13 protein-coding genes are annotated in these 13,589 nt (G+C 65.6%); 8 read left to right on the forward strand and 5 right to left on the reverse strand.

Annotated features, from left to right (window positions below; translation table 11 throughout):
- Positions 1-66: 66 nt before the first annotated feature.
- The 7 genes from O9281_RS04305 to O9281_RS04335 are packed head-to-tail and all read left to right on the forward strand — an operon-like array spanning position 67 to position 7,950.
- The gene (locus tag O9281_RS04305; RefSeq protein ID WP_298183228.1) at positions 67-1,614 is read left to right on the forward strand and encodes an acyl-CoA carboxylase subunit beta; all 1,548 of its coding nucleotides are present in this window, start codon (positions 67-69) and stop codon (positions 1,612-1,614) included.
- Between the two features lie 8 nt (positions 1,615-1,622).
- The gene (locus tag O9281_RS04310) at positions 1,623-1,898 is read left to right on the forward strand and encodes a hypothetical protein (RefSeq protein ID WP_298183231.1); all 276 of its coding nucleotides are present in this window, start codon (positions 1,623-1,625) and stop codon (positions 1,896-1,898) included.
- Positions 1,895-2,347: a methylmalonyl-CoA epimerase gene (mce, locus tag O9281_RS04315; RefSeq protein WP_298183236.1), complete on the forward strand. Its 453-nt coding sequence runs from the start codon at positions 1,895-1,897 to the stop codon at positions 2,345-2,347. Before O9281_RS04310 ends, mce begins: the two co-directional genes overlap by 4 nt.
- Positions 2,348-2,382: 35 nt before the next feature.
- The gene (locus O9281_RS04320; RefSeq protein WP_298183238.1) at positions 2,383-3,171 is read left to right on the forward strand and encodes an enoyl-CoA hydratase-related protein; all 789 of its coding nucleotides are present in this window, start codon (positions 2,383-2,385) and stop codon (positions 3,169-3,171) included.
- Complete coding sequence (locus O9281_RS04325; RefSeq protein WP_298183242.1) at positions 3,171-3,782, forward strand: glutathione S-transferase family protein; 612 nt, start codon at positions 3,171-3,173, stop codon at positions 3,780-3,782. The genes O9281_RS04320 and O9281_RS04325 overlap by 1 nt, the downstream gene beginning before the upstream one ends.
- Positions 3,783-3,793: 11 nt before the next feature.
- The gene (gene scpA / locus O9281_RS04330) at positions 3,794-5,920 is read left to right on the forward strand and encodes a methylmalonyl-CoA mutase (protein ID WP_298183244.1); all 2,127 of its coding nucleotides are present in this window, start codon (positions 3,794-3,796) and stop codon (positions 5,918-5,920) included.
- Positions 5,921-5,931: 11 nt separating this feature from the next.
- Positions 5,932-7,950 carry an acetyl/propionyl/methylcrotonyl-CoA carboxylase subunit alpha gene (locus tag O9281_RS04335; protein ID WP_298183247.1) on the forward strand — a complete coding sequence of 673 codons (2,019 nt, stop codon included), beginning with the start codon at positions 5,932-5,934 and terminating at the stop codon, positions 7,948-7,950.
- 3 nt (positions 7,951-7,953) lie between these two features.
- Here the strand turns inward: O9281_RS04335 and O9281_RS04340 are convergent, their stop codons facing one another.
- Both O9281_RS04340 and O9281_RS04345 read right to left on the reverse strand, forming a co-directional pair.
- Complete coding sequence (locus O9281_RS04340; RefSeq protein WP_298183249.1) at positions 7,954-8,742, reverse strand: enoyl-CoA hydratase/isomerase family protein; 789 nt, start codon at positions 8,740-8,742, stop codon at positions 7,954-7,956.
- Positions 8,739-9,509, reverse strand: coding sequence for a cyclase family protein (locus O9281_RS04345; RefSeq protein WP_298183251.1), 771 nt, complete (start codon positions 9,507-9,509; stop codon positions 8,739-8,741). The genes O9281_RS04340 and O9281_RS04345 overlap by 4 nt, the downstream gene beginning before the upstream one ends.
- 48 nt (positions 9,510-9,557) lie before the next feature.
- On the opposite strand from O9281_RS04345, the gene O9281_RS04350 reads away from it, so the two are divergent.
- Positions 9,558-10,334 (forward strand): thioesterase family protein, encoded by a 777-nt coding sequence (locus tag O9281_RS04350; protein ID WP_298183252.1) that lies wholly within the window; start codon positions 9,558-9,560, stop codon positions 10,332-10,334.
- Here the strand turns inward: O9281_RS04350 and O9281_RS04355 are convergent.
- The 3 genes from O9281_RS04355 to O9281_RS04365 form a co-directional block, all read right to left on the reverse strand.
- Positions 10,331-11,839 (reverse strand): peptide MFS transporter, encoded by a 1,509-nt coding sequence (locus O9281_RS04355; RefSeq protein ID WP_298183255.1) that lies wholly within the window; start codon positions 11,837-11,839, stop codon positions 10,331-10,333. The genes O9281_RS04350 and O9281_RS04355 overlap by 4 nt on opposite strands.
- A 63-nt stretch (positions 11,840-11,902) precedes the next feature.
- Positions 11,903-13,009 carry a 3-dehydroquinate synthase gene (aroB, locus tag O9281_RS04360; RefSeq protein ID WP_298183258.1) on the reverse strand — a complete coding sequence of 369 codons (1,107 nt, stop codon included), beginning with the start codon at positions 13,007-13,009 and terminating at the stop codon, positions 11,903-11,905.
- Entirely contained in the window at positions 13,000-13,584 is a 585-nt protein-coding gene (locus O9281_RS04365; RefSeq protein WP_298183261.1) for a shikimate kinase, read from the reverse strand. The genes aroB and O9281_RS04365 overlap by 10 nt, the downstream gene beginning before the upstream one ends.
- Positions 13,585-13,589: the final 5 nt, after the last annotated feature.

Raw genomic sequence — 13,589 nt, forward strand, 5'->3', positions numbered from 1 at the left:
ACATTGGACATTGCCGCCGCCGCGTTCCATCCCGCCTGCTTTGGAATTACCGGGACGAGGGAACGCATGTCCGCAAACATCGCCGAAATGGAACGCCGCCGTGATGCCGCTCGCGCGGGCGGGGGGCAGAAGCGCATCGACGCGCAGCACGCCAAGGGCAAGCTGACCGCGCGCGAGCGTCTTTCGATCCTGCTCGATGAAGGCAGCTTCGAAGAAGTCGGCATGTATGTCGAACACAATTGCGTCGATTTCGGCATGCCCGATACGGTGATCCCAGGCGATGGTGTGGTGACGGGTTCCGGCACGATCAATGGTCGGCTGGTCTATGTCTATGCCCAGGATTTCACTGTGTTCGGCGGGGCCGTGTCGGAACGCCATGCGATGAAGATCTGCAAGATCATGGACGCGGCGATGAAGGTGGGCGCGCCGGTGATCGGGCTGAACGACTCTGGCGGCGCGCGCATCCAGGAGGGCGTGGCCTCGCTGGGCGGATATACCGAGATCTTCCAGCGCAACGTCCTGGCATCGGGCGTGGTGCCGCAGCTGTCGCTGATCATGGGACCCTGCGCGGGCGGGGCGGTCTATTCGCCCGCCATGACCGACTTCATCTTCATGGTGAAGGACAGCTCCTACATGTTCGTGACCGGCCCGGACGTGGTGAAGACCGTGACCAACGAGATCGTGACGCAAGAGGAACTGGGCGGTGCGGTGACGCACAGCACCAAGACCTCGGTCGCGGACCTGGCGCTCGAAAACGATATCGAGGCGCTGCTGACCGCACGCGACCTGATCGATTACTTGCCGCTGTCGAACCGCTCGTTTGCCCATGGCGGCGGCGTGCCCGAGCGGCCGAGCAGCGATCCCTATGACCGGGTCGAGGAAAGCCTCGACACCCTGATCCCGGCCAATGCCAACCAGCCCTATGACATGCAGGAAGTGGTCAGGAAGGTGCTGGACGAGGGCGAATTCTTCGAGATCCAGCCGACCCACGCCGCCAACATCATCGTCGGCTTCGGCCGGGTCGAAGGGCGCACCGTGGGCGTGGTCGCCAACCAGCCGATGGTGCTGGCCGGCGTGCTCGACATCAACGCCAGCAAGAAGGCCGCGCGGTTCGTGCGGTTTTGCGATGCCTTCGATATCCCGATTCTGACCTTCGTCGACGTGCCCGGCTTCCTGCCCGGCACGGCTCAGGAATATGGCGGGATCATCAAGCACGGCGCCAAGCTGCTGTTCGCCTATGCCGAGGCGACCGTGCCGAAGATCACCGTGATCACCCGCAAGGCCTATGGCGGCGCCTATTGCGTGATGAGCTCAAAGCACCTGCGCGGCGATCTCAACTATTCCTGGCCGACCGGCGAAATCGCCGTGATGGGCGCCAAGGGCGCGGTCGAGATCATCTTCCGCCAGGACCTGGGCGATCCGGAAAAGATCGCCGAGCGCACCGCCGAATACGAAGACCGTTTCGCCAACCCCTTCGTGGCGGCGAGCAAGGGCTTCATCGACGAGGTGATCCACCCGCGCAACACCCGCCGCCGGATCGCCTTGGGGCTGCGCAAGCTGCGCAACAAGCAGCTCGCCAACCCATGGAAGAAGCACGATAACATTCCGCTTTAGGACGCGAAATGGACATAGAATACTGGATCACGATTGCCGCAGTTGGGCTGCCAATCGCCTTCTTTGGCGACATACCACTGCGGCCTCTAACCTCGCGAGATCATCCGATCACTCGCGTGATTGGTCCGGTTAGCCTTGCACTCTTTTTCAGTTCGTTGGTCGGCTGGTGTTGGTTTGGTGAGCAAAACGACCAGCGTATGCTGACACTGGTGGTCATCTATTGGGTCGCGCGGTCCATCCGTGTGGCTGTTATGGGGTCGAAAACCTCTGGAGACGCTGAATGAAACTGGGCCGCCTCAACCACATCGGCGTCGCGACGCCGTCCATCGCGGACTCCATCGTCTTCTACCGCGACGTCATGGGCGCGACGAAGATTCATGAGCCGTTCGACCTGGAATCGCAGGGCGTGAAGGTCTGCTTCGTCGATACGCCGGGCGCGGATGGCGAGCTGAACGGCACGCAGATCGAACTGATCGAGCCGCTGCCGGGCAACACCAGCATCGCCGGGTTCCTCGAAAAGAACCCCGCCGGTGGCCAGCACCACGTCTGTTACGAAGTGCCTGACATCCATGCCGCCAAGGCCGAATTCGAGGCCATGGGCAAGCGCGTGCTGGGCGAACCGCGGATCGGCGCCCACGGCACGCTGATCTTCTTCGTCCACCCCAAGGACATGGGCGGGGTGCTGACCGAGATCATGGAAACGCCGAGCGAGGACACGCACTGGTCGAACTGACCCGGTGCCCAAGACAAGGGAAGTTGGAGAGAGACATGGCAGACTACGAAACGATCCTGACCGAGCGCGTGGGCAACGTGCTGAAGATCACGCTCAACCGGCCCGAGCGGCTCAATGCGGCCTCGATCCCCCTGGCAGACGAGCTGGGCGCGGCCTTCTATGACCTGGGCGATGCGCGCGCGGTGGTGATCACCGGGGCGGGCAAGGGCTTCTGCTCGGGCGCGGACCTCGCGGCGCGCGGCGATCGCAGCCCGCTGGAGCAGAAGGGCGGCAGCCACCGCGCGCTGCAGAACCATTACAACCCGCTGGTAACGCAGATCATGCGCGCGCCGGTGCCGGTCGTTACGGCGGTGAACGGTGCGGCGGCAGGCGTGGGCTGCTCGATCGCGCTCGCCGGCGATTTCGTGCTGGCGGGCAAGAGCGCCTATTTCCTTCAGGCCTTCGTCAACATCGGCCTGGTGCCCGATGGCGGCTCGACCTGGCTGCTGGCCCGCGCCATTGGCCGCGCCCGCGCCACGCGGATGATGATGCTGGGCGAGAAGATCAGCGCGAGCCAAGCCGAGGAATGGGGCCTGATCTACAAGGCGGTCGACGATGCCGTGTTGCTGGATGAGGCGATGGCGCTGGCCACCCGCCTGTCCGAGGGGCCGACCCTGGCCTATTCGACCATGAAGGCCAACATCATGACCGCGCTGGATGGCAACCTCAGCCAGGTGCTGCTCGCCGAAGCCGAAGGCCAGCGCATTGCCGGGGCCAGCCAGGACGCGATGGAAGGGGGCATGGCCTTCCTCCAAAAGCGCAAGGCCGAGTTCAAGGGCCGCTGATGCTGTTCTTCAACAGCCCGAACCCGGCGCCCAACCCGCGCCGGGTCCGCATCTTCGCGGCGGAGAAGGGGATCGCGCTGCCCACGCGCGATCTCTCGATCCCGGCGGGTGAGCACAAGTCGGAAGAGTTTCGCGCGCTCAACCCGCGCGGGCAGACCCCGGCGCTTCAGCTCGATGATGGCACGGTGATCGCCGAAAGCGTGGCGATCTGCCGCTATCTGGAAGGGCTGCAGCCCGAGCCGCCGCTGTTCGGCCGCGATGCCAGGGAGCAGGCGCTGGTCGAGATGTGGAGCCGCCGGGTCGAGATGATCCTGATGCCGCCGATCGGCGCGGTCTGGGTCCACACCCATCCCTTCACCGCGCGGCTGCCCGGCCGCAATGCCGAATGGGGCGAAGCCAACCGCCCGCGCGTTGATGAAGCCATGCGCTTCTTCGATGAATCGCTGGCGGGATGCGAGTTCCTGGCCGCCGATCACTTTACCAATGCCGATATCCTGCTGCTGACCACGGTCGATTTCGCGGGCTTTGTCGGCATTCCGATCCCCGAAGACCTGGCTTCCCTGCGCGCCTGGCACGCGCGCGTATCCGCCCGGCCCAGCGCCGCGGCCTGAATGGTGTGAATATGAGCAAACCGACCGTTACCGACTGGCAGGCCGCTGCGGCCAAGGAAGTGAAGGGCAAGGACCTCACTTGGAACACCCCTGAAGGGTTCCCGATCAAGCCGCTTTATACCGGCGAGGACGTGACCGCCGATCCCGGCCTGCCGGGCTTCGCCCCGTTCACGCGCGGCGTGCGCGCCTCCATGTATGCCGGGCGCCCCTGGACGATCCGGCAGTACGCCGGATTCTCGACCGCCGAGGAATCGAACGCCTTCTATCGCCGCAACCTGGCGGCGGGGCAAAAGGGCCTGTCGGTGGCCTTCGACCTTGCCACCCACCGCGGCTATGACTCTGATCACCCGCGCGTGGTCGGCGATGTCGGCAAGGCGGGCGTGGCGATCGATACGGTCGAGGACATGAAGATCCTGTTTGACGGGATCCCGCTCGATCAGATGTCGGTTTCGATGACCATGAACGGCGCGGTGATCCCGGTGCTGGCCTTCTTCATCGTTGCCGGGGAAGAGCAGGGGGTTGCCCGCAACCTGCTCGACGGGACCATCCAGAACGACATCCTCAAGGAGTTCATGGTCCGCAACACCTATATCTATCCGCCCGAGCCGAGCATGCGGATCGTCTCGGACATCATCGCCTATACCTCGGCGGAAATGCCCAAGTTCAACTCGATCTCGATCTCGGGATATCACATGCACGAGGCCGGAGCGACGGCGGTGCAGGAACTGGCCTTCACCATCGCCGACGGTAAGGAATACGTGCAGCGGGCGATGGCCGCCGGGCTGGACATCGACAAGTTCGCCGGGCGCCTGAGCTTCTTCTTCGGCATCGGCATGAACTTCTTCATGGAAGTGGCCAAGCTGCGCGCCGCGCGCACGCTGTGGCACCGGGTGATGGATGGCCTTGGCTCCAAGGACGAACGCAGCAAGATGCTGCGCACCCACTGCCAGACTTCGGGCGTCTCGCTGCAAGAGCAGGACCCCTACAACAACGTGATCCGCACCACGATCGAGGCGATGGCCGCCGTGCTGGGCGGCACGCAGAGCCTGCACACCAATGCGCTGGATGAGGCGATTGCCTTGCCGACCGATTTCTCGGCCCGGATCGCCCGCAACACCCAGATCGTGCTGGCCGAGGAAAGCGGGATCACCAGGGTGGTCGATCCGCTGGGCGGCTCCTACTATGTCGAGGCGCTGACGGCGGAACTGGTCGATCAGGCCTGGGCCATGATCGAGGAAGTCGACCGGCTCGGCGGCATGACCAAGGCGGTCGCCTCCGGCATGCCCAAGCAGCGGATCGAACAGGCCGCCGCCGCCAAGCAGGCGCGGATCGACCGGGGCGAGGACGTGATCGTCGGCGTCAACAAGTACAAGCTGGCGCAGGAAGACCAGCTCGACACGCTCGAGGTGGACAACCACGCCGTGCGCGATGCCCAGATCGCCCGGATCAAGGCGGTCAAGGCCGCGCGGGACGAGGCGAAATGCCAGGCCGCGCTGGCCGCGCTGGCCGCCGGGGCGAAGGGCGGGGACAACCTCCTCGCGCTCGCCGTCGAAGCCGCCCGCCACCGCGCGACGCTGGGCGAAATCTCGGACGCGATGGAAAGCGTGTTCGGCCGCTATGGCACCCAGCCGGTGCCGGTGACCGGGGTCTATGGCCCCGCCTATGCCGAGGACGCGCGTTACAACCAGGTGATCGAAGGCGTCGAGGCGGTCACCCGCCGCCTGGGCCGCAAGCCCCGGCTGCTCGTCGCCAAGATGGGCCAGGACGGGCACGACCGCGGCGCCAACGTGATCGCCAGCGCCTTCACCGACATGGGCTTTGACGTGACCTCCGGCCCGCTGTTCCAGACGCCGGAAGAAACGGTCGCGCTGGCGCTGGAGAAGGATGTCGATGCGGTCGGCGCGAGCTCGCTCGCCGCCGGGCACAAGACGCTGATCCCGCAACTGATCGGCCTGCTCCGCGATGCAGGGCGCCCCGATATCAAGGTGATCGCCGGGGGCGTGATTCCGCCGCAGGACTATGACTTCCTGCGCGAAGCCGGGGTCCAGGGGATCTATGGGCCGGGTTCGAACGTGGTCGAATGCGCGGCGGATATGCTGCGCCTGCTCGGCCACAACATGCCGCCACTCGAGGCATAGGAAACAAGACGATGTTCAAGAAAATCCTCATCGCCAACCGTGGCGAAATCGCTTGCCGGGTGATCAAGACCGCCCGCCGCATGGGTATCCAGACCGTCGCGGTCTATTCCGATGCCGATGCCCGCGCGCCGTTTGTGCAGATGGCCGACGAAGCCGTGCACATCGGCCCGTCGCCGGCCGCGCAAAGCTACCTGATAGCGGACAAGATCATCGCCGCTTGCAAGGCGACCGGGGCCGAGGCGGTCCATCCAGGTTATGGCTTCCTGTCCGAGCGGACCAGCTTTGCCGAGCAGCTCAAGGCCGAGGGCATTGCCTTCATCGGCCCGCCCGTGGGCGCGATCGCGGCGATGGGGGACAAGATCGAGTCCAAGAAGCTCGCCAAGGAAGCGGGGGTCAATGTCGTCCCCGGTTTCGTGGGTGAGATCGAGGATACCGAGCACGCGGTGCGGATCTCGAACGAGATCGGCTATCCGGTGATGATGAAAGCCAGCGCCGGCGGCGGCGGCAAGGGCATGCGCCTGGCCTATGACGAAAAGGACGTGCGCGAGGGCTTCGAGGCGGTGAAGCGCGAAGGCCTGAACTCGTTCGGCGATGACCGCGTGTTCATCGAAAAGTTCATCCTCAATCCGCGCCACATCGAAATTCAGATCCTGGGCGACCAGCACGGCAACATTCTTTACCTCAACGAGCGCGAATGCTCCATCCAGCGCCGCCACCAGAAGGTGGTGGAGGAAGCGCCTTCGCCCTTCGTCACGCCGAAGATGCGGAAAGCGATGGGCGAGCAGTGCGTCGCCCTGGCGCGGGCCGTGGGCTATTACAGCGCAGGCACGGTCGAGCTGATCGTCTCGGGCGCCGACCCCAGCGGCGAGAGCTTCTACTTCCTCGAGATGAACACCCGCCTGCAGGTGGAGCACCCGGTTACCGAATGCATCACCGGGATCGACCTCGTCGAACAGATGATCCGCGTGGCCGCTGGCGAGAAGCTGGCCTTCACCCAGGACGACATCAAGATCGATGGCTGGGCGATTGAGAACCGCGTCTATGCCGAAGACCCCTATCGCGGCTTCCTGCCCTCGACGGGCCGCCTGGTGCGTTACCAGCCGCCGGTGCCGGGCTGGGAGGACGATGGCGAAGCCAATGGACGGCGCGGCCTCAATGGCGTGCGCGTGGATGACGGCGTCTATGAAGGCGGCGAAGTCTCGATGTTCTATGACCCGATGATCGCCAAGCTGATCACCTGGGGCCAGACCCGCGATGAAGCGGCCGACCTTCAGATCGCCGCGCTTGACCGGTTCGAGATCGAGGGGCTGGGCCATAACGTCGATTTCGTCTCGGCCATCATGCAGCACCCGCGCTTCCGCAGTGGCGAACTGACCACGGGCTTCATCGCCGAGGAATATCCGGAGGGCTTCACCGGCGCGGCAACTGATGGCGAGACGCTGAAGCACCTCGGCGCCATTGCCGGGTTCATCGCCACGGCCCGTGCCGACCGCGCGCGCCAGATCGACGGCCAGCTCGATGGCGCGCTCGAGCCGCCCTATGACTGGGCGGTGCGGATTGGCGGCGAGGACTTTGCCGTCAGCCTGGACGAGGAAATCACCGTCAACGGCGCAGTGGTCGACCTTGCCATGGAATACACCCCGGGCGATCGGCTGGTGGAGGCCGAGATCGGCGATGTCAGCTATGGCGTGAAGATCGAGCCCAGCCGGATGGGTCTGAAGATGACTACGCGCGGGGCGATCCACAACGTCCAGATCCTGCCCGCCCGGATCGCGCCGCTGACCCGGCACATGATCGAAAAGGTCCCGCCAGACCTGTCGAAGTTCCTGATCTGCCCGATGCCCGGCCTGCTGGTCGCGCTGCACGTGGGCGAGGGCGACAAGGTCGAGGCCGGGCAGCCGCTCGCCGTGGTCGAGGCGATGAAGATGGAAAACATCCTCCGCGCCGAAAAGAGCGCCACGGTGAAGAAGGTCAATGCCAAGGCCGGCGATAGCCTGGCGGTCGACGCGGTGATCCTGGAGCTGGAGTAGGCTTCAATCGCCGCGATAGGTCGGGTCGCGCTTTTCGCGGAAGGCGGCCACGCCTTCGCGGAAATCGTCGGTCCGGGTGGCGAGCAGCCACTGGTCGGCGTCGGCATGCATCACCGCCTGGTCCAGCGCGCCGGCCCAAGCGTTGGCGCTGCGCTTGATCATCTGGACCGCAACGGGCGGGAGCGCGGCGTATTGCCGGGCGATGGCCATGACGTGATCCTCGATCGTGTCGGGTGCCAGGACCTCGTCCAGGAAACCCCAGTCGCGCATGGTTTCGGCATCGAACAGATCGCCGGTCATCACCATGCGCTTGGCCCGGGCAAGCCCGACGGTCTGGATTGCCAGCGGCAGCGCATGCCACATCAGGTTGATGCCCAGCTTCACCTCGCCATAACCGATCCGCGCATCGGGGGTGCCGAAGCGGAAGTCGCAGGCCGTGGGGATGCAGGCCCCGCCGCCGGTCGCCACGCCGCGCACCAGGCAGAGCGTCGGCTGGTGGATTTCGCGGATCGCGCGGAGCAGCAAGGCGCCGTTCTCGGCCGTGCGGCGCAGTTCGGCCACGCTTGGCACTTCACCGCCCATCCGCCCGATATCGGCACCTACGCTGAAATCGGGGCAATCGCTGCGGATGATGACCGCGCGGGTTTCGGCATCGCCGCGAAAGCCCTCGGCGATTTCGCGCAGCGCGACCAGCATTTCCGGGGTCAGGGCATTGCGCCGCTCCGGCCGGTTGAGCGATACGGTGGTAACCGCGCCGCTGCGCTCGATCCGGAAGTGGTCGTGGCCGCTCATCCCTGATCGACCATCGCCACCGCCCGGATCCACCCGGCGCTGGCCCCTTCGATCTTTACCGGAAAGCAGCTGAGCGTGAAGCCGAAGGGGGGCAGGGCGGCCAGGTTGGTCAGCTTTTCGATCTGCCAATAGGGGCGGATGCGGCCAGCCTTGTGGCCTTCCCAGATGATCGCTGGATCGCGTTTTTCCGCCCAGCGGCGGGCGGTGTGGCTGAACGGGGCATCCCAAGACCAGGCATCGGTGCCGACTACCTCCACCCCGCGTTCGGTGAGGTAGAGCGTCGCTTCCGCGCCAAGGCCCACGCCCTGATCGGTGAAGTTCTCCGTCCCATAGACCGCGCCGGACTGGACCAGCACGATATCGAGTGGCTGCAGGGTGTAGCCGATCCGCTCAAGCTCCGCCTCGACCTGTGCGGCGCTGATCACGGTGCCGTGGGGAAGCGCGCTGAAATCCAGCTTCACGCCGGGGCGGAAGAACCGGTCAAGCGGAGCTTCGTCGATGCTGGGGGCCTTGCGCGCACCGCTGTCGGTGGTTGAATGGTAATGCCACGGCGCGTCCATGTGGGTGCCGTTGTGAGTGGAAAGGGTCAGCGTTTCCACCGCCCAGCCTTCACCATCGGGCAGATCGTCCTTCTCGAGGCCGGGAAAGAACATGGCGATCTGTTCCCAGCTGGTCTCGTGCGTGGTGTAGTGGATCTGGGGCCGCATCACCGGCGGGTCGGAGACGACGTGGTTGGTGATCGGGATCGAGAGGTCGATGAATTGCATTTCGCCACCTGCCTTGACGGGGTTTCCGTTTACGTCAAAGGAAAGCCCATGAGCCTGCCTTCGATCCTAGCCGCTGCCCGCCCGACCGCAACCGGTCTCGTCGCCACGATCCCCGAAGAGTGGATGCAGGGGCGCACCTCATACGGCGGGCTGTCCTCTGCGCTGGCACTGGAGGCCGCGCGCAAGGTGGCGGACGATCTGCCTCCGCTGCGTTCGGCCACGATCAACTTTGTCGGCCCGCTGGCGGGCGAGGTGGAAGTTGCCACCCGCGTGCTGCGGCGCGGCCGCAATGCCACCTGGGTCAGTGCCGAAGTCACTGGTGAGGCCGGCGTTGGCCTGACCGCGACCTTCGTCTTCATGGGCCCGGTGGAGAGCAGTCTGCACCTCCACGATGCGCCGCCGCCCAAGGGGCTGATCCAGGTGGACGAGGCTGCGATCCTGCCCGAGCACCTCGGCCCCGGCTTTACCCGCAATTTCGAGCGGCGCTTTGCCATGCCGCGCAGCGAGGACAAGCAGCCCGAACTGGTCTGGTGGGTCCGGCTCAAGGACAAGGCCGGGCTCGATCCGATGGTTGAGCTGCTGCTTTGCGCCGATGCCCTGCCGCCCGGCGTCATGCCGCTGATGAGCAAGGGCACGGCGATCAGCTCGATGACCTGGATCGTCAACCTGCTGACTCCGGCCCCAGTCAGCCGCGATGGCTGGTGGCTGCTGCGCGCCGCCGGCAACTATGCCGAGCACGGCTGCTCCAGCCAGGACATGGGTATCTGGAACGCCGATGGCGAGGCGGTGGCCGCCGGGATGCAGTCGATCGCCCTGTTCGGCTAGGCATCATTCAGCCGCTGGCCGATCACCATCTTGAAGCCGATAAAGCCGATCAGCCCTGCCACCGCCGTGCCGACATGGACCAGCCAAAACGTTGGCGTGTCCATTGTCGAATACCAGCCGCCGATGATCCCCACCGTCTTGTTGGCGGTGAAGAAGGTCAGGTAATAGATCCCCACCACTGTCGCGACGATCGCCTTGGGCGCCACCTTGGTGAACAGCGCCAGGCTGACCGGCATGATGTGGGCAAAGCCGATCGAGTTCAGCAGGTGGAACATCACCGGCCAGAACAGCCCGATCTTGCCTGTACCCTGTGTAATGGCTGCGAGGTAAAGACACAGCCCGCCGCCGATCACGAAGAAGCTGCCGATGATCATCTTGCCGATCTCGTCCGGCTCCCTGCCGCCCTTGTCGCTGCGCCATTTCCAGTAGAGCGCGACCGCCGCCAGCATCGAGAAGCTGAGCGCCGCATCGATTGTGATCATGTAACTGGTGGGCAGTGTGGTGCCGAAGAAGGTCAGCTGGAAATGCTCGTCGGCCCAGACCAGGTAGGCGTTGAAGATCTGCTGATTGGTCAGCATGGCCAGGGCCAGGACCGGGATCAGCATGAGCAGCGCGAAGACGCGGGGCCGGTCGGCGGCGGCGACTGCCGCCAGCAGGCCGAGCGCAACGGCCAGGCCCACTTCCCCCGAAATGCCGATGGCTGCGAAGTCCGGCACGACCTTGCCCAGCGCGAACAACGCCAGCAGCGCAGCGGCGGTAAAGCCCAGCAGGCGCTTGCCATCGATCCCGTCCGCCGAAGCCCTGGCGTCCGCCGCCCTGTCCTCCTTGGGCAGCCAGGGCCCGGCCTTGATGTAGAGCAGCAGGCCCGCGACCATCACCACCCCGGCCGTCCCAAAGCCGTAATGCCAGCCCACCTTCTCACCCAGCGTGCCCGAAATCAGCGGCGCGATGATCACGCTGACGTTGATCGCGATGTAGAAGATCTGAAAGGCCATCGCCCGGCGCAGGTCCTTGGGGCCGTAGAGTTCTCCCACCTGGCTGGCGATGTTGCCCTTGAACAGCCCGACGCCGACGACCAGCGCCAGCAGGGCAAACAGGAACAGCCCCTCAAAGGCCATCAGGAAATGGCCGATCGCCATCACCACCGCGCCTGCCAGCAGGGTCGCGCGCCGGCCCAGCCATCGGTCGGCAATCAGACCGCCCGCGATGGGCGTCAGGTAAACCAGGCTTGAATAGTCTCCGAAGATAGCCGAGGCGAGCGGCTGACCTTCCTTGCCGTCATAGGCGATGGCTTGCAGCCACTGCAGCCCGATCACGCCGGTGATATTCTCCGGCAGCAGCAGATACTTGACCATGTAGAGCACCAGTAGCGTCTGCATGGAATAGTACGAAAACCGCTCACACCCCTCGACAAAGGCGAGGTAACCCAGGCCCTTGGGGTGGCCCAGGAAGGCGCGGTCATGCGCGGGCAGTTCAAGCTCTGGCGTGGCTTCGGAAACAGTCATCGCATCCCCCCCGGATGGTTTCGTAAGTAAGGGGTTAGCGTGGTTGCGCGCGGGCGCAAGCGATTACCGCGCCAGTTCCCCGTCCAGAAACGCCGCAACCTCGCCCAGGTCCACATCCTTCGCCAGGAAGGCCTCGCCAATGCTCTTCAGCAGGATGAAGGGCAGGGTGCCGGCGTCCATCTTCTTGTCGTGGAGCATGTGGGCGACGAGGGCCTGGCCATCGCAGTCGAGGCCGAGCGTGGCAATCTCGCTCGCCATGCCCAGATCGGCGAAGTGGCTGGCGATGGCTTCGGCGCTGGCGGCCGGGATCAGGCCGCGGCGGGCGGAGAAGCGGCCGGCGAGGACCATGCCGAGGGCCACGCCTTCGCCATGCAGCAGCCGGTCGGAAAAGCCGGTCTGGGCTTCGAGCGCATGGCCGAAGGTATGGCCAAGGTTGAGGAGGGCGCGCAGGCCCAGCGTCTCGCGCTCGTCTGCCTTGACGATCCGGGCCTTGGCGGCGACCGAGTGGCTGACGGCATATTCGCGTGAGCGCGCATCGCCCGCCAGCATGGCCGCGCCATGGGCCTGGCACCAGCGGAAGAAATCGGCATCGCCCAGCAGGCCGTATTTCACCACTTCGGCGTAGCCGGCGAGCAGCTCGCGCCGGGGCAGGCTGTCGAGCACGGCGAGGTCGGCCAGGACCAGCGAGGGCTGGTGGAAGGCACCAACCAGGTTCTTGCCCGCCGGGGTATTGATCGCGGTCTTGCCGCCGACGCTCGAATCGACCTGGGCCAGCAGCGTGGTGGGGATCTGGATGAAATTGCAGCCGCGCTTCAGGATCGAGGCGGCAAAGCCGGTGAGATCACCGATCACCCCGCCGCCCAGCGCCAGCACGTGATCGCCGCGTTCCACTTCCTCGGCCAGCAGCCAGTCGACCGTGGCTGCCAGCTGCTCCCAGCTCTTGGTTGCCTCGCCGGGGGGCAGGATCCGCCAGGCTGCCTCATGCCCGTGGGCGTGGAGCGCATTTTCCACCACCGCGCCCCAGCGGGCGTGGACATTGGCATCGGTCACCACCGGCACGCTGCGCTTGCGCAGCCGCCCTGCGCAGAGCGGGACCAGTTCGGCCAGCAGGCCGGCACCGACGTGGACCTCGTAAGGGCGGCCGGCGATGTCGACCGGGATCACAGCCATTTGTCGATCTCCTGCAGGACCCGCGTCACGGTGCGGCTGGCGGGCCCGCGCCCCGACATGACATGGATCGGTGCCTCGGCATAGGCGGGCGCGCGTTCGGTACGCAGGCGGGTCAGGATCTCGCGCGGGTCACCCTGGCGCAGCAGGGGGCGGGTATCCTTGCGGCCGGTGCGCTCCACCAGCGTATCGACATCGGCATCGAGCCAGACGGTGATCGCCTGGTCGAGGATCAGCGCCCGGGTTTCCGGATTGACGAAGGCCCCGCCGCCAGTCGCGATGATCTTGCGGCGTTCAGCGGGATTGGCCCCATCCATCAGCCGCGCGATCACCCGGCGTTCGCCGTCGCGGAAATGGGCCTCGCCGTGGCGCTCGAAGATTTCCGCGATGGTCAGCTGCGCGGCTTCCTCGATCGCCTCGTCGGCATCGACGAAAGGCAGGTTGAGCAGCGCGGCCAGCCGTTTGCCGATGCTCGATTTGCCCGTGCCCATCATGCCAACCAGCACCACCGGCCGGTCGATCCGGTTGGCGATCGCGGCGATCTGTGCCGCTGACAGCTCGGTTGCGTCATGGTCCATTGCGG

It is taken from the genome of Novosphingobium sp. (assembly GCF_027531025.1).
Lineage (GTDB): Bacteria > Pseudomonadota > Alphaproteobacteria > Sphingomonadales > Sphingomonadaceae > Novosphingobium.

Bases quoted from the DNA above. Each gene is read 5' to 3' on its own strand.
- O9281_RS04305 (WP_298183228.1), top strand. From the start codon at position 67: ATGTCCGCAAACATCGCCGAAATGGAACGCCGCCGTGATGCCGCTCGC.
- O9281_RS04310 (WP_298183231.1), top strand. From the start codon at position 1,623: ATGGACATAGAATACTGGATCACGATTGCCGCAGTTGGGCTGCCAATC.
- mce (WP_298183236.1), top strand. From the start codon at position 1,895: ATGAAACTGGGCCGCCTCAACCACATCGGCGTCGCGACGCCGTCCATC.
- O9281_RS04320 (WP_298183238.1), top strand. From the start codon at position 2,383: ATGGCAGACTACGAAACGATCCTGACCGAGCGCGTGGGCAACGTGCTG.
- O9281_RS04325 (WP_298183242.1), top strand. From the start codon at position 3,171: ATGCTGTTCTTCAACAGCCCGAACCCGGCGCCCAACCCGCGCCGGGTC.
- scpA (WP_298183244.1), top strand. From the start codon at position 3,794: ATGAGCAAACCGACCGTTACCGACTGGCAGGCCGCTGCGGCCAAGGAA.
- O9281_RS04335 (WP_298183247.1), top strand. From the start codon at position 5,932: ATGTTCAAGAAAATCCTCATCGCCAACCGTGGCGAAATCGCTTGCCGG.
- O9281_RS04340 (WP_298183249.1), bottom strand. From the start codon at position 8,742: ATGAGCGGCCACGACCACTTCCGGATCGAGCGCAGCGGCGCGGTTACC.
- O9281_RS04345 (WP_298183251.1), bottom strand. From the start codon at position 9,509: ATGCAATTCATCGACCTCTCGATCCCGATCACCAACCACGTCGTCTCC.
- O9281_RS04350 (WP_298183252.1), top strand. From the start codon at position 9,558: ATGAGCCTGCCTTCGATCCTAGCCGCTGCCCGCCCGACCGCAACCGGT.
- O9281_RS04355 (WP_298183255.1), bottom strand. From the start codon at position 11,839: ATGACTGTTTCCGAAGCCACGCCAGAGCTTGAACTGCCCGCGCATGAC.
- aroB (WP_298183258.1), bottom strand. From the start codon at position 13,009: ATGGCTGTGATCCCGGTCGACATCGCCGGCCGCCCTTACGAGGTCCAC.
- O9281_RS04365 (WP_298183261.1), bottom strand. From the start codon at position 13,584: ATGGACCATGACGCAACCGAGCTGTCAGCGGCACAGATCGCCGCGATC.